Source organism: Citrobacter sp. JUb117 (assembly GCF_024809055.1).
GTDB lineage: Bacteria > Pseudomonadota > Gammaproteobacteria > Enterobacterales > Enterobacteriaceae > Citrobacter > Citrobacter gillenii.
Genome location: NZ_JANUFB010000002.1, coordinates 1 through 16,084, shown reverse-complemented (window position 1 = coordinate 16,084; position 16,084 = coordinate 1). Strand labels below are relative to the sequence as shown.

13 protein-coding genes are annotated in these 16,084 nt (G+C 54.0%); 3 read left to right on the top strand and 10 right to left on the bottom strand.

Features of this window, described 5'->3' with window-relative positions; genetic code table 11:
* Positions 1-3: 3 nt before the first annotated feature.
* The gene (locus M2374_RS03955; RefSeq protein ID WP_115258258.1) at positions 4-738 is read right to left on the bottom strand and encodes a flagellar brake protein; all 735 of its coding nucleotides are present in this window, start codon (positions 736-738) and stop codon (positions 4-6) included.
* A 198-nt stretch (positions 739-936) separates the two neighbouring features.
* Between M2374_RS03955 and M2374_RS03950 the strand changes: the two genes are divergently transcribed.
* A complete protein-coding gene (locus tag M2374_RS03950; protein WP_115259931.1) occupies positions 937-1,191 on the top strand; it encodes a GlsB/YeaQ/YmgE family stress response membrane protein in 255 nt (84 codons plus the stop codon).
* A 48-nt stretch (positions 1,192-1,239) separates the two neighbouring features.
* On the opposite strand, the gene M2374_RS03945 is transcribed toward M2374_RS03950, so the two are convergent.
* From M2374_RS03945 to M2374_RS03905, 9 genes are all read right to left on the bottom strand, one after another.
* On the bottom strand, positions 1,240-2,928 hold the full coding sequence (locus M2374_RS03945) for an alpha,alpha-trehalase (RefSeq protein ID WP_181689019.1): 1,689 nt from the start codon (positions 2,926-2,928) through the stop codon (positions 1,240-1,242).
* A gap of 171 nt (positions 2,929-3,099) precedes the next feature.
* Positions 3,100-4,530, bottom strand: a complete 1,431-nt coding sequence (dhaM, locus tag M2374_RS03940) for a dihydroxyacetone kinase phosphoryl donor subunit DhaM (RefSeq protein ID WP_135911885.1) — start codon at positions 4,528-4,530, stop codon at positions 3,100-3,102.
* Positions 4,531-4,540: 10 nt separating this feature from the next.
* Positions 4,541-5,173, bottom strand: a complete 633-nt coding sequence (gene dhaL, locus M2374_RS03935; RefSeq protein ID WP_181689020.1) for a dihydroxyacetone kinase subunit DhaL — start codon at positions 5,171-5,173, stop codon at positions 4,541-4,543.
* 11 nt (positions 5,174-5,184) lie between these two features.
* Positions 5,185-6,255 carry a dihydroxyacetone kinase subunit DhaK gene (gene dhaK, locus M2374_RS03930; protein ID WP_135911887.1) on the bottom strand — a complete coding sequence of 357 codons (1,071 nt, stop codon included), beginning with the start codon at positions 6,253-6,255 and terminating at the stop codon, positions 5,185-5,187.
* Between the two features lie 325 nt (positions 6,256-6,580).
* A complete protein-coding gene (locus tag M2374_RS03925; protein WP_096756744.1) occupies positions 6,581-7,855 on the bottom strand; it encodes a Glu/Leu/Phe/Val dehydrogenase in 1,275 nt (424 codons plus the stop codon).
* A gap of 318 nt (positions 7,856-8,173) precedes the next feature.
* A complete protein-coding gene (locus M2374_RS03920) occupies positions 8,174-9,142 on the bottom strand; it encodes a spore coat protein U domain-containing protein (protein WP_117342920.1) in 969 nt (322 codons plus the stop codon).
* A gap of 13 nt (positions 9,143-9,155) precedes the next feature.
* The gene (locus M2374_RS03915; RefSeq protein ID WP_181689021.1) at positions 9,156-11,519 is read right to left on the bottom strand and encodes a fimbria/pilus outer membrane usher protein; all 2,364 of its coding nucleotides are present in this window, start codon (positions 11,517-11,519) and stop codon (positions 9,156-9,158) included.
* Complete coding sequence (locus tag M2374_RS03910) at positions 11,491-12,213, bottom strand: molecular chaperone (protein ID WP_135911891.1); 723 nt, start codon at positions 12,211-12,213, stop codon at positions 11,491-11,493. Before M2374_RS03910 ends, M2374_RS03915 begins: the two co-directional genes overlap by 29 nt.
* Before the next feature lie 14 nt (positions 12,214-12,227).
* On the bottom strand, positions 12,228-12,758 hold the full coding sequence (locus M2374_RS03905) for a spore coat protein U domain-containing protein (RefSeq protein WP_096756748.1): 531 nt from the start codon (positions 12,756-12,758) through the stop codon (positions 12,228-12,230).
* 1,060 nt (positions 12,759-13,818) lie between these two features.
* Between M2374_RS03905 and M2374_RS03900 the strand changes: the two genes are divergently transcribed.
* Both M2374_RS03900 and M2374_RS03895 read left to right on the top strand, forming a co-directional pair.
* Complete coding sequence (locus M2374_RS03900; RefSeq protein ID WP_181689022.1) at positions 13,819-14,448, top strand: hypothetical protein; 630 nt, start codon at positions 13,819-13,821, stop codon at positions 14,446-14,448.
* Positions 14,445-16,084: autotransporter outer membrane beta-barrel domain-containing protein (locus M2374_RS03895; RefSeq protein WP_259153944.1), on the top strand; the 1,640-nt coding region annotated here is incomplete at its 3' end. The genes M2374_RS03900 and M2374_RS03895, both read left to right, overlap by 4 nt.

Below are 16,084 nucleotides of genomic sequence, written 5' to 3'. Positions count from 1 at the left end.
AGGTTACTCGCGTACCTTGTTGGATTTTTCCCGGGCCTCACGTTCGAGTGAAAAAATAATCCGCTGTAAGTTCCGCTCCACCGCCGGGCTGACGTTGAGAAAACGGAAGCTCAGGCGGGGAGTAGTGATGGTTTCATTTTTCCCGTCGATAACTTTGCGCTCGCTGATGGAAATAAGCTGGGCGTCAACGTGGTACACTCCCCATTGTTCCATGTTGATTTCAACCTGCGAAAAGCGCATGCCCTCCACCAGTCCTTCTGGTTTTGCCTCTTCTAACAACGCGCCCATCCCGCCGAGCGATAAATCGAACAACCGAAAACGTAAAATGCTGTTGTCCGGCATTTTTGCCGTGCAGTGATAGGGCGGATGCAATGGGGCACCAATACGGAAATATTCCCGGCGCTGGACAAACCACAGCGCGGGCGGCAGCGACGAGATAAATGCCGGCAACCGTTGAAATTCCCCTTTTTTGAGCTGAGGCAGGGTGAACTCGACCTTGGCGCCCTGCGTTTCAGCGATGACAGAGACGTGGTTTGCCCGCTGAACGGCCTGGTTTTCATATTCCTGGCTGCCAAAATCCATAACTAATTCATCCGGGCTCACCGCGAGAATTTTGCTGATGAATTGCCCTCCTGACCAGGAGATTCGCAGGGGGATCTGCTGTGAATTTAAGTCGCGGAGAACGCCTAACACCGCCAATGGATTTTGCTTCAGGAACTGCTCATGGTAGTTGCTCACACCTAATGACTCCTGGATGCCTGGTTTGTCGTTGGATTATCGGCATCGCGCGACAGAACTTAATACAAATGGATGAAATTTTTTATTAAGTCCGCTGAACGCAAGCTGTAGAAAAACGCCGGGCGACGGCTTGCCTATACTTAACGTACTGGCGCAGGAATGGCTTGCGCGTGCGTTCATTGGAAAGAGGGCCTGAAAATGGGAATTATTGCCTGGATTATTTTTGGTCTGATTGCGGGTGTTATCGCTAAACTGCTCATGCCGGGGCGCGATGGCGGAGGATTTATTCTGACCTGTATTCTCGGCATTGTCGGGGCTGTGGTTGGCGGATGGCTGGCAACCATGTTTGGTATCGGGGGAGATATCAGCGGGTTTAATCTGCACAGTTTCCTGGTGGCCGTCGTCGGTGCCATTCTCGTGCTGGGGATTTTCCGGTTGGTACGGCGAGATTAATTCAGCGGCCCCTGCGGGGGCCGCCTCTCATGGCTAATCTGGTGTGATTTATTGCACGGTCTGCGTTGTTTTTTCAGTTACTGGTCGTGTCGACGGGACGCTATCACAGGGTTTTTCTTTGGAGCAAATCAGGTCGAGCATTTTTAAGGTGACGCCGTTGGTCCAGCCAAAGCCGTCCTGTAACGGGTACTCGCCACCGCCACCGCCGGTTCCTGTGCTGCTGACGTCGTATTTTTCAACCAGCTTTTTCTCCCGGTCATAGGTATGCTGCACGTTGGTCAGGAAGCGCCAGGTGACCTCCATGGCGACCTTATCCTGGCCGTAGTTTTGTAACCCGGACGCTGCAACCCACTGGAGTGGTGCCCAGCCGTTCGGGGCATCCCACTGTTGACCGCTTTTCACCGACGTTGTGGCAAGACCGCCGGGTTGCAGCAGATGCGCCTGGGTCGCCGCAGCCACCTTGCTGGCGCGATCGTTGGCCGCCGCATTGACATACAACGGGAACAGGGCGGCGGCGGTCAGTTGATTGCGTACTTTCTGACTTTTTAAATCGTAGTCGGCATACCAGCCCTCTTTATCGTTCCACAGGTAGCTTTCAATCCCTTTTTGTCGCGCATTAGCGAAGCCTTCGTACTGTGTAGCTTTGGCTTCATCCCCTGCGGCTTTGCTGGCAAGCGCAATCATTTTTTCCATCTTGTACAGCAGCGCATTGAGATCGACAGGGACGATGCTGGTGGTGTGCAGGGTGCTTAACTGGTTCGGGTTGTCCATCCAACGTGAGCTAAAATCCCAGCCCGAGGCGGCGGCCGAACGCAGGTCGCGGTAAATGTCGGTGGCCGGACGGTTCGGATTGCTTTTGGCGGTGGCAATATCTTCAACCCAGGACTCGGGTCTTGGCGTATCACGGTCATCCCAGTAGCGGTTTAACACCGTGCCGTCAGCCAGTTTGACTACCCGTTTGTTCTGCTGACCTGGCTTAAGCGTTTCGACGCCCTCCATCCAGTAGCTGTACTCTTTCTGCATCTGCGGCAGGTATTTTTTCAGCGCATCATTACCGTCGTGCTGCGCCAGCAGTTCAACCATAAAGGCGAAGAACGGCGGCTGGGAGCGGCTCAGATAATAGCTGCGGTTACCGTTAGGAATGTGTCCCCAGGCATCAATCTCGTAAGCGAAGTTCGCCACCATGTCGGAGACCTTGTCCCAGTGGTTGCTCTCGGCAAGCCCCAGCATAGTGAAATAGCTGTCCCAGTAATAAATTTCGCGAAAACGCCCGCCGGGCACCACATACGGCTCCGGCAGTGGCAGCAATGAGTCCCATTTTTCCACGTCAGTCGTCGAGCGCGTTAGCACCGGCCACAGCCCGTCGATATGCTCACGCAGCGACTGCCCGGCGGGCGGTACGTATTTCTCACCCTCTTTGGGCAGCGTAAAATTCACACCGACGAAATGACGAAGATCGAAGCCGGACTGGTTTTTTTGCATCCGATAATCAGCAAGGATCATCAGCGGATCGCTATTGGGCACTGCATCGGCAAAGGTTTTCTGATCCGGGAACAGCTTGGCGGTTTGCACATCATTAAACAGAGGGCCGAGCAGGATATCAGGGGGCTGCGGCGTTGCGGCGGGCTGTTCCTCGGCGTGGGCGCCGAATGAAGCAAGGGCCAAAAGGGTACTTGCGAGCGTGAGTTTTACTGTAACAGAGAGCAGGCCAGGATGGCGAATTGCTGGCGTTATCATCGGGTAATCTCCTTAGCGGCGTGCCGAAGTTGCGGCATTTACCATGAGAAAACCTTAGTCCAGGATCGACCGTTACGCGTTATAGGGACCCTATTTTGCGAACAAACAGACGTTTCTGCACGTGATGTGAAAGCTGCACGCCCTTTGTGATAACAGGACGTGCAGCGGCGTTTAGCCCACGCGGATGACCTGATGTGCCGCGCAGTCAAGGGTCAGGGTGTCCCCCATTTTGATGGCGTCGAGCGCTTCACCCTGCTGGCATACCCAGCCGATCCCCATCTCGCGGGCAATGATTGCCGAATGGGACGCCTCGCTGCCCGCGCGCAAACAGATGCCTTTGATGGTCAGCGGATCCAACTGCAGTACGGTGGACGGGTAAATGACGTCTGCCACCAGGATTGTCGGGCGAATAAAGGTCGGGATTTGAGCGGGTATTCCGGTCAAATGCCGCAGCGAGCGGTACAGTAAATCGTCAATATCGATATACCGCGCCTGCAAATAAGGGTCGTCGAGCTGGAGATACTGCTGACTCAGGTCGCTCAATACCGTATGCCAGGCATGTTCGGCGCGACACTGTTTTTCGCGCATGATAGCGCAGGCCATGTCATATAACTCGGTATCGTCCAGCAGCGTGTGGTGGCCGGAGAAAATCGCGGCGATATCGGCGGAGTATTTCTCTTCGGCAAGCGCTGTTAAACAGTTCAGATCCTCCAGCGTATTGCGGATTGCCGCCTGTAACCGCTGCTGTTCGTACGGTAAATCGGTGGCAGGCTGCGGGGCTACCTCTGCGGCGACCGGCGTATAGCAAAAGGCCATCCCTGTTGCTTGTATCGGCGCTGAGTTGGTGATGCCGCCGGTATGTGGTTGTTCAACGGACTCACCAAAGTTCTGCGCAGCCAGCTGTTTGAATGCCGCCAGCGCGTCGTCGGCCTGTTCACCTTTGGCAATTAAGCGCAGCGTGTCATTACAACGCACCTGCAGCAGCGCGATTTGGTTCAGGCTGTCCGGGACCACGCACTTACCGTTTTTCTCAAGCAGCATGTCGGCGCGAAAGCCAGACAACGTGGAGACCAGCCGTGACGCGGGGCGAACGTGGATGCCGTTGGGGTTTTTGACCACCACGGCAACAGAGCGGGCCTCGTCATCAGCAGAGAGGCCTTCCGGCGAGGTCACGACCGGGGACGACGGTGGTAAACCCAGTTGCGCATATTTGGCATCGAGGGCGCTCATGGCATCGCGAATGACGCGGTCGATATCGGCACCTGCTGCGGCGCTGACCGTTGCGGCCAGGGTGCCTTCTACCAGCGGGGCTGCGCACAAGCGTACCTTCGCGGCGATCGTCGGATCGAGCAGTTCCAGGGCGGTTTCCGCACTTAATAACGCGCTGCCGATATCCATCATCACCAGCACGTGATCCGTGTCTGCGACGGACTCAATGGCTTCCATCACTTTAATTGGATCGGTGCCGATAGGATTATCGGGATCGTCAATGCCCGCGGCGATTGCTAGTTTGCACCCTTCGTCCATTAACATCTGTCGGGCTAACTCGCCGACGCCTGCGCCCAACTGCGCGCTATGAGACACAATAACCAGGTTTACCATCGCTTTATCCTTACTCTCTGGCGGCCTGAACCAGCATTTGCATCATAAACATCACCGACGTTGCGCCGGGATCCTGATGCCCGATACTGCGCTCACCCAGATAGCTGGCACGACCTTTACGTGCCTGCATGGTGATGGTGCTTTGTGCAGCCGCTTCTGCTTGTTGACTCGCCGCGTCCAGCGCCGCCTGTACATTCAGTTTTTGTTCGCAGGACTGACGTAGCGACTCGACCACCGGTACCCAGACATCACACATGGTTTTGTCCCCGGGCTCGGCTTTACCTCGGCTAATCACGCCTTCTGCGCCATCGCGCATCATCTGATACAGCTCGTCCAGCGTCAGGCTCTGATGGGCCTGAGTCACCTGTGCGGCGCGGATGAAGAAGGTGCCGAACAGCGGACCGCTGGCCCCGCCGACGCTGGAAAGCAGCACCATGCCGGTGTTTTTCAAAATGAAACCGATGTCTTTATCCGCAATGGACGGCAGTTTTTCGACCACTTTACTGAAGCCACGGTGCATATTCAGGCCGTGGTCGGCGTCGCCAATTTCCCGGTCCAGACCGGTCAGAAAATCACTTTCGGTGGTAAATATTTCACCGCAGCGATAAAGCCAGTTAACGATTTGTGTTCTGTTGAGGGACATTATGAATCTCCTTATTTACCCCAGTTGAGAGCAGGGGTGTGCACCGGTGCATCCCACAGGTTCAGCGTTTCGTCATCGACCTTTAACAGGGTGATGGAGAAGCCGGTCATATCCAGAGAGGTACAGTAAGAGCCAATCAGATTGCGTTCGATGATGATACCCGCATCCTGACAGCGGCTTTCAAGACGGTTATAGACGCCGAACAGCTCGGATAGCGGCGTTGCGCCAAGGTTATTGACCAGCGCAATGACGCGGTCGCCCTGTTGCAGCGCTTGTTTGGTTTCTTTACCTTCCTGCCAGGCACCCTGGATGTTGTCCCAGTGGCGCAGCGTACGGCTGTAATGACCGTTTTCCAGCAGGGTGTCGAACATTTCATCCACGGTCTGGTCGAGGGAAGAGAAGGCGCGTCGGTCGATCCCCGGCTCCCCATGAATGCCGACGCCAAACTCCATTTCGTTATCCTGCAGCGTAAACGAAGGTTGCCCTGCGGCCGGGACAGTACAGGCGCCGATAGCAATGCCGATAGAGTGACCGAGGTTATTCAGTTTGCGACCCAATGCGGCACACGCTTCCAGCGAGTCTCCGCGCTCGGCAGCCGCGCCGACCAGTTTTTCAATCAGCACGGTATTCGCAACACCGCGACGTCCGGCGGTATACAGGCTATCTTTTACCGCTACGTCGTCGTCAACAACCATGGTCGTGACCTTGACGCCGCTTTCGTGCAACAGCTCGGTAGCGGTTTCAAAATTCAGAATGTCACCGGTGTAATTTTTGATGATTAGCAGCACGCCTTCGCCACCGTCAATTTGCATGGCGCATTCGAACATTTTGTCCGGGGTTGGCGAGGTGAAAATCTCCCCCGGACAGGCACCGGAAAGCATGCCCTGACCAATATAGCCGCAGTGCATTGGTTCATGCCCGCTGCCGCCACCTGAAAGTAGCGCCACTTTACCCATCACCGGCGCGTCAGCACGAGTGACGTATACCGGGTCCTGATGCAGCGCCAGAGAAGGGTAGGCTTTTGCCAGCCCGGCGAGTTGTTCATTCAGTACGTCTTCAACACGGTTGATCAATTTTTTCATTTTTATGCTCCGTAGACAGTCCTGAGATGGCTGCAAAAAACGGCAGACATCTGGTGTAGGGTATCGGTGATGTACAGCGCCACGGCGACCTCTCGCTGCCGATAAGGTAATTTTGCATATGGGTTGTCAAAAGAAAATTGCCGTAATGAGCGTTTCAATACGGAACATCTTCGCTGATAAATGTTCCGTATTGAAACGTAGTGGTGCATAAAACAGCGGAAATGAGAGATGCGGCAGGTTTAGCGCAAAACGCCTCAGCGTGGGGAGGTGAAGTAAAAACCACCTGCATTGCAGGTGGTTTTGTTCGCAAGAGCGGAGTCCGGTCTTAGCCCGGATAGATACCACGATCTTTACGCGCCAGCAGAATACGCTCACAGGCGACAATGTAGGCGGCAGTACGCAGAGAGCAGGATTTCTCCGCGGCTTTTTCCCACACGTGGACCATTGCGTCGGTCATGATCTTATCCATGCGCGCGTTGATCTCTTCTTCGCTCCAGAAGAAGCTTGCCATGTCTTGTACCCATTCGAAGTAGCTGACGGTAACGCCACCGGCGTTACAGACCACGTCAGGTACCACAACGATACCGCGGCTGGCCAGTACGTCATCGGCATCCGGGTAGGTTGGGCCGTTTGCGCCTTCGAGCACCAGCTTACAGGTCAGCGTCTCCGCGCGATGACGGGTGATCTGGCCTTCAAGCGCAGCCGGGATCAGAATATCCATCTCCACGCTCCAGAACGCTTCGCTGGCGATGGTTTCAGCACCCGGGAAACCGGCAATTTGTTTGTGCTCTAACTGCCATGCAGTCAGCGCAGTCATGTCGATCCCGGTGGTATTAAACAGGGTGGCGGTATGATCCTGAATAGCGACCACGCGTGCACCCGCACCGGCGAACAGGCGAGCTGCTTCACTCCCCACGTTACCAAAACCTTGCACTGCCACGCGAGCGCCTTCAACGGCGATGTTGGCACGGCGCGCTACTTCCAGACCGCTGACGAATACGCCGCGACCGGTGGCTTTATCACGACCCAGAGAGCCGCCAAGATGGATTGGTTTACCGGTGACCACGCTGGTCACGGTAGTGCCGTGGTTCATGGAGTAAGTATCCATCATCCACGCCATGACTTTCCCGTTGGTACCGACATCCGGGGCAGGAATATCTTTCTGCGGTCCGATGATAATGCCGATTTCACTGGTATAGCGGCGGGTCAAACGCTCCAGTTCGCCTTCAGACAATGAGAAAGGATCGACGCGAACGCCACCTTTCGCACCGCCATATGGCAGGTTAAGCGCGGCGCATTTGATGGTCATCCACGCAGAAAGAGCCATCACTTCGTTAAGATCAACATCAGGATGATAACGCACGCCGCCTTTACCTGGGCCTCGGGAGAGGTTGTGCTGCACGCGGTATCCTTCGAAATGGCGGATGGTACCGTCATCCATTTGCACCGGGATATCGACAATCAATGCGCGTTTTGGGTGACGCAGGGTATCCACCCAGTGGGAAAGTTCACCCAAGTACGGGGCCACACGCTCGATTTGTTGCAGGTAGGTATTCCAGGCAGATGTGCTGCTATCTGAAGCGTAAGATAACTTATCCATGATAAACCTTAGTTATAAAAGTAATATGTGCTTAATTTCGCCGTGGTATACAGTGGATCTCACCATATAAACGTAAATTTAACATTTTTTTCAAACAACGGCCTGCCTTCAGGGCACGGATTGTCATGTCTGTGGGTTAGGTTTTTAGTTGGAATGTGAATAATTATCCGGGATTCACAGGGTTTTGGGCGGTTTTTTTGATAATAAACCAGTTGCAGTGCATAAGATGTGCGGCTTGCTATTTGTCAGATTTATGACGCACCTCTAAAAGTAAAGAATATGATAATAAATTGTATTTTCCTTATTGCATTTCTGCTCTCAGTAGGTCACCGAGATGGTCACCGTATCGGCATAGTTATCAGGGGTAAAATTGCTGCTCGGAACGGTGGCATACACCGGATAATCGGTGGTTAACCCCGTACCTGTGCCTGCTACTGCATTAAGCGACGTATTTCCCCAGATAGTCCCCGTCGGGCCAGGTGTTGAACTTAGCTGATACGGCACTTTATCCTGATTGGCCCCGGTTCCTTTCAATACACCATAACCTGATGTATTCCCATTGGAAGGCTGCAATCCAATGGTATAGGGAGTGTTATTGGTGCAGGCGACCCCGAGTGCACTGCTTGCCGTGACGTTGCGGTCAGTGGCTTTAGACGGGTTAAAGGTAATGTTATTGGCGTAGCCGATCGCACACTGTTTTGTGACGTTGGCCGAGACGGTGAAGGGTAGCCTGGCTGCGACGGTATCACCACAGGTCGTGGGTGGCAAAACCAGACCGGGATTGAGCGTCACCAGAGCTGTTGCCGTCGTATAGCTATCCTGATAGTTTCCCGGCACGGCGGTCGTTTGCGGGGTGTTGAGCTTCGCGTACACCGTCAGCGTACCGGTCACCGGTGTCAGGTTAAGTAAGTTGAGCTTTACCATCGGGAAGGTGGCGCCCGACTGATACTGACTTCCCCATATTTTGCTATGTCCCGCGTCCTGGTACAGCTGATAGGTCAGCGTTCTGGCTGGCGTACCACTCAATGACATATTCCTGGTGGTGACCTGGCCGCTGACGCCGGAGATGCCAATATTAAAGCACAGATTAATCCCCGCCAGCACGTCACCCAGCTCTTTAGCACAGCTGTAGTTAAAGGTCATCGCGGATGTTACAGCTGACGTTGGCAGTGGATTGACGGCGCCAAAATTAACCGGCTGCACGTTGCTTACCGAACAGGTGACCGCGTAAACGAATCCTGGGTTTACGAGTAATCCGCTAATCAGGGTCAGATTTCTTAGCCACATAAAATTACTCCTGTTATCGGCATACCAGTGGGCCAATTTGCACGATGCCTCGCGCTGAGGCCGGGTAGTCAAATTTGACGCTGCAGGTACCGGTTTCTGTCTTAATACGCAGAGCGTTGTGCTGTTCCAACGTGTCGAACCAGGTCATCCCGTCAAACCCAACAAGTGATGACTGGCCCGCGCCAGTGGTGGCAATGGCCATGCTGCCTTCGGGGATAGCCTGCCCCTGTTCATCGACGAGGATCACCTGCGCGGCGCGTACTGGCGTAATGCCAAAACTGACCAGCGTGCCGGAACGGTCTGCAGGGGTGGCATTCGCCTCGACGTGGGTGATGCGCATATTGGCGGGCAGGTCCATCGGGTCAATGCTGATCTGGTTTTTTTGATAGCTGTTCAGGGAGGTAACCAGCAGCAGGCCATTGTCATCACTGCTGCCGATCACGTTGTTTTGTAGCTTGATGGGAACGTCGGGAATGCCGTCGGTCGACACCACGGCAAAGCCATTGCTAATTTCACGCGCGGCAAACAGGCCGCCGCCCATCATCACCACGGACCCGGTCGCACCGGCATAGCCATAGTGGTTATCCGGCAATTGGCTGAAGCCGGTGTACGCTTTCCCGTAACGGCCTAAATAACCTACTTCCCCCTGGCCGCTTTGTTGAGATGCTTGCTGGCTGGCGGCGACGTTCCAGCCCCAGCCCCCGTCAGCTGGCGGCGTCTGGCTGGCATTCAACTGGTAGCCGGTTTCGTCATTCGTACGCTGGATGGTGCTGCTGACGCTCAGATTACGAGGAGTGGTGACGGTCACCATCAGGTAGACGCTGCGGTCGCGGTTGTCATCAACGTTCTGGTTGAACCCTGCGTTAAGGGACACGGTATCAGTAAGGGACTTGTACCAACTGGCGTTGGCATAGCGCACGGCGCTTTCATGCGGGTAGCGAAATTGCAGGTAGCTCAGGCTGATATTTCCGGCGGACGCCAGCGAATAGCCCACCACCGTGTTGCTGCTAAGCGTCGGTGGTGGTTCGCCATAATGGGTCGCCACATCACGATAATCGCCGGAGGTGGCGGTAGTACTGGTGCTGAAATTGAATTTCTCTCCGGACCAGCGGTATCCTACGCTGTATAAAAAACCGTTTTTCCCGGCGTCCGCACTTGCCGCCAATGCCGTAGAGAATGTGCCGCTGTGGATATCTGGGATCCAGTCGTTGCTGAAACCGGCATTAATCAGCCCGTCGCTGGTTTCGGCGTGCGCACCTGCGGTGAAGTTACTGCTGAATCCCCGACGCCAGGTCCCGCTGATCGCCGGGGCGCTGGCATACTCAAATGAAGCGTACCCGTAGTTTTCGCGCACCACCCCAATCTCGGCTGACCACGAGGTCAGACCTTCGCGCAGCAGCTGTTGATCGTTGTAAAAAGAGAAATTTTGCACCGTCGTTCTGCCCAGCGCATCTGTCATCATCACTTGACCCGTCCCCGCACCGCTGATATTTGGCAAGGTGTTGATCTGAAAACTGCCCGCCGGGACTTCACCGTTGTAGTACCTGACCCCGTCGACATACAACTCTACGTTGGACGGCAACGTTGCGGAGCCGAGATACGCGGGAAGCGGGGTGGTTGGCATATACGGCTGCAAACCAAAATCGGTCCCAATTTGAATCCCGCCGATGCGGGTTGGGCGGGAGCCGGTGAGCGAACTGGTCAGCGTATCCCCCACGGTCAATGCCAGCATCGTTTCCGGGAATGATGAGCGCCAGCTGGTATCCAGTCGGTAAAAGGCGTTATCGGCATCGGTTTCAGTGGAGTACTGGGTGAGTTGAGTGGTACTTAACACCCCTGAACCATTAAAAGCGCGCAGTTCGCTAAACGTATTAATGCTGCTGGCGTCACCCTGCTCTGTGTAAATATCATAATTGAGCAACGCGCCGCCCGCGGAGGAGGCCATCGGGGCAGTTTCTGCGGGTGGGTTAAGCTGGGTGGTGGCAAGGTCGAGTTCACTTAGTGGTACGGTTAGCGCCAGCGTTTGCAGTTGTTTATTGTAGTCAACGTTCAGCTGCGCAATATCATACAGCCCGACAGGCTGAGTAGTTTCCTCTGGTAGACGAAAACCCAGCGTGCGTAGGGTATTGGCACTGGCGTACAGCTTTTCGTTTTCATAGCCAAAATGAACCAATCCAGCGGCATTGCCGTTGACCGTCACGTCGAGATATAAATCGACTCCGGGCAAGGGGGACTCATCACGAATAATGCCCGTGTCCGTTGGGGTGTTTGTCTGTGCGTGCACGCAGGCCATTCCCGAGAGTAAGGCCCCATTAATTACGCCATATTTCACCACAAGCCAGAGCCAGTCAGAGTTCTTGTACTGTTTTTTGGCCATTGACCGTGACTTCAACTTTTCCGCCGTAATGAGTATCACTGGCTGACGGGGAGACTATCCACCGCATCGTTGAACCTGGAAGAACGTAGCCTAGCAGTCCTGGACTGATCACTTTTTTCGCGCCATTTCGTTGTATAAATGTGGCGGCGGATAATTGGGCATGAGCGTTTCCCTGATTACTGACTTCAAGAAAGTGTTTGCCGTCACGCTGTTGCAGTTTCCACTGTAATTTTGCCGCTGTGTCAGCCTGCGTTGTGGGTTGAATAAACACGGGCACGGAATAATGCATCACAAATTGCAGTTTATTTTTTTGTAATTTTGCAGGGGGTAATTCATCAATGGATAAGCGATAGGCCTCTTCAACAGACGCTGATGGCGGCGCGGTTCGTATCACGCGGATGAGCTGGCGTTCACCCGGGGCTAATGCCAGCATTGGTGGGCTGATGACCAGTCCCTGAGAGGGGGACAACGTATCGCCGTCTGCTCCCTGACGCCAGTGGAAAACGCGTACCTGTGCATTCAGCACGTTTTCACCTGCGTTGCTTAACCAGATACCGTCGGCATTTTGCGTCGCCTGCAGTGTCAGCGTAACCGGCGCTATTTGCAGCCCGCTTGCCGCCGCGATATTAATGCTCATGGCTATTCCTGACAGACACGCGAAGGCGCACCGCTGCACAGGCAGTTTCAATGTCATGGGTCGTCCTGAGGTTAGTAGTTAACGTTAACCGTTACGAGATCGGCATAGTCATCAGGCGTGAAGTTGGCGCTCGGAGCGGTGGCATACACAGTGAAGCTTTGTCCCAGCCCGGTTCCGGTCGAGGCCACCCCATTTCCCACGCTTTCCGCAGTGGCTGTATTACCCCAAACCGGACCCGTTGCAGACGTTTGGTTCAACTGGTACGGCACTTTATCCGTGTTGGTTGCTGCGTTGGCCACCGAGGACATTGCCCCTCTGCCCGTGGTATTCCCGCCGTTAGCGACCGAAGGTGCCAGACCTATAAAATAAGGTGTCGTCTTGGAGCAATTAATGGAAATGGTATTACTGGCCGATGTATTTGTCGCAGTGGCATTGACCGATCCCAGGGCAATATTTGACCCTGAACCTGCGGTAACGGTACAGGCTTTTTGAATCGTCATTAGCACCTGAAACGTGCCGTTTGCGGTAACAGCATCAGCCGCTGAAATGATGGAAAAGGCGCTGCAACAAAGAATTAAGCGAGTGACGATAACTGGAGCCATATTCTTTACCTTTTTCAAATAACCACATTTTTTACTTTAAAAATACAATAATGCGGCATATGGAGACATATTCTAACCCTAGGATAAGTATGAGTCGTACGCCAGTTGGTCTAATGAATTTTACTTAGGAAAAAGGTGATGGCGTCGACAAAAAATAGTACCAACAGGTGAGTATATTGTTTCATTTTATAGGCTACTTAAACGTGTGTTGATGGCAGACTCTTTCGGTGGGTATAGCGGTTGAAGAGCTATAACCACTGATTGCTGGTATTTGTTCTTGTTATTAATGTTTATTTTTATATGTTATTTGAATTGCGTTAAACTTTTTAATATTTTTAAATAATTAATTTTTATCAAGATGATGTTTATAATTTTTTACCGAGGTGCGAATTTATTGGCCTGAGGATTTGATTGTGAAATGTCAAAGCAAAAACATTTAAGTGCTTCTTGAAATTTGGCTGATTTGTTATTTTCTGCGTGTTACTATCTGTAAATATAAACTCGGGATGTGAATGACGGTGGCTTATGAAACATTAAAATAAGCTTGCTGTGACATTTTTTTGTCTTTCTCATTGGGTTTTTCTTGTAACTAATTGATATCTATTGATTTTGTGTTGAGGTGAAAGTTGCTGAGATGCAGGGTGATCTATTCCCTATTGTGTTTTATGAAAATCAATGAATACAGAGTTAGTCAATGTGAATGTATATGCAGTTGTATTTTGTTTTTGTCATAAAAAGACTTCATTTATCGAATGAACCGTGGAGCCATCTAAAAGATTAGCGCGCCAACTGTAACAGTCGGAACAGCATTATTTACCGCGCATTCAGCCGCGCAACGCTATTCACCAACAAACGCTTCGGTTGCTTGAAATAATCGATGTGCACATTTATGTGCTCTGTGGATGTGCACATCTATTGCTAAGAGCGACGATAACAACACCTCACAGGTAAAATAATGAATAAGACTTTATATATGATTCCCGCAGGCCGGGCCTATCGACAACACGGGAATATTACGCGATCCAGGAAATTTACGTGGCTGGGAGGGGTGTTTACCTTCATGGTCATCAGTACGCTGACGCTATCAGATGCTTATGCTGGAGGAAATGGTGCAACATCGGGTACCCCAGGGTCTGCAGGGAGTCAGGTCACGGGTGGCGGTGGTGGTGGCAGCGGTAGCGGTACGAATGATGGCGGTGATGGCAGCGTAACTGATGGAAAAGGCGCAGATGGACAAAACGGGAATTCTGCCGGGTTAGGGGGCGATCCTGGAATGCAGATAACGGCGTCACAGACGATCACTACCCGTGTCACCGGAGGAACGGGTGCTGACGATACCGGCGCTGCCGGTGGTGGCACCGGGATAATTGTGCGCAGTGGTGCATCGCTGACGCTCGACGGTGCAACGGTTACCGGAGGGAACGGTGGTACGGGGACGCCAAACAACCTGGACACTGGCAGCGGCGGCGGCGCCGGCATGCTGACAGATGGGAATCTGATCTTGACCGGGAGTGGTACGTCCATCACAGGAGGCGCCGGGGGAACCGGGAGCAGTTCGGGCGGCGGCGGCGGTACGGCGGTTGTGTTGACCGGTGGAACGGCGACTCACCTGACCAATGAAAGCGGCACGATAACCGGTGGCGTCGGTGGTCGAGGACGCTCGGCGGCGGTGGTGGCGCCGCCGTTGTGACCAATGCAAATGTGACCAACCTCGTCGGAGGTACGATCACTGGCGGTGATGGCGGCATTCGTCCTTCCGCCAGTATCACTGCAAGCGGTGGGGGTGGTGCGGGTATTTTGGTAGCGAATAATGGTCAAAATACGGTTTCTATTATCAACCAGGGCGTGATTTCAGGTGGTAACGGTGGCCCATCATTTGCGGCAGGCGGCAATGGGGAAGGCGGTGCGGGTGAAGGGGGCGCACAAGGCGGAAGCGCGTCAAATGGTCGGCTCGGCGATGGTGGGGCTGGGGTAAAAGGCGCATTCCTATCGATTATCAACGCTGGTGCTATTAATGGCGGAAAGAGTGGCGATCCGTTGTTTGGTGGACCGACATCACGACAGGCGAACGCCATTGAGTTTACCGGTGGTGACAATCGGTTGGAACTGCAGGCCGGATGGTCGTTTCTTGGCAAGGTCGTCGGTATGACCGGGTCAACAAATACGCTGGTGTTGGGTGGGGATACGACACAATCGCAGGGGACCGGGCCAACGGTCTTTGATGTTGCTCAACTTTCTGCCACCGGAGGTAATGGTCAGTTTCAGGGGTTCAGTACATTTCATAAAACCGGTACCAGCACGTGGCAGTTAACAGAGACCACCGCGCAGCTGACGCCGTGGACGGTAAGTAATGGCACTCTGTCGATTATCACTGATGAATCGCTGGGTGATGCGAGCGGCAATCTTACCCTGTTGAATAACGCCACGCTTGCCACCGGCGCCGATATTTCGACGGTGCGTAATGTGATGTTGGGGCAAGGTGGAGGAAAGTTTGATGTTTCACCGTCCACAACACTTGCACTCGCGGGGATGATCTCGGGGCCTGGAAGTCTGACCAAAGCCGGCGATGGCACCCTGACGCTGTCCGGCAACACCCTCTGGACCGGGGACACCCATATCGACGGCGGTGAACTGGTGCTGGATGGCAGCAACGGCGGCGCGCAGCTGGTCAGCAACGTCATCGGTCAGGATAACACCGCGTTATCCCTGCGTAACGGTGCCACCCTGACCGGCTGGATTGACCCGACGGACGTCAGCATTGACACCACCAGCCGCTGGAATATGACTGCGGACTCGCTGGTCGATGAAGTTAACCTTGCCGGGACCATTAATTTTGCGGCCCCGTCCTCTCTGCCCATGAACGCCGGACGGACCCTGACCGCGACCAGCTGGCACGGACAGGATGGTACGGTGGTGCTGAATACCGTGCTGGGTGACGACGCCTCGACGACCGACAAGATTGTGGTCAATGGCGATACCAGCGGCAACACCTTTATGAAGGTGAACAATGCCGGCGGTGGCGGCGCACAGACGGTGGAAGGTATCCGTGTGGTGGAGGTTCATGGGGCATCTGATGGCACCTTTACCAAATCCGGACGTATTGTGGCCGGGGCTTATGACTACAGCCTGGTGAAAAAAGGCACGGACTGGTTCCTGACCAGCCTGTATGTTCCGCCGCCGGTGGGGCCGGAAACGCCCGCAGAGCCGGGTACACCGGTAGTTCCTGTTACTCCACGCACACCTGATGAACCGGGTATCCGGGTGGTGCGCCCGGAATCGGCCAGCTATACCGCCAACCTGGCGGCGGCCAACACGATGTTCATCAC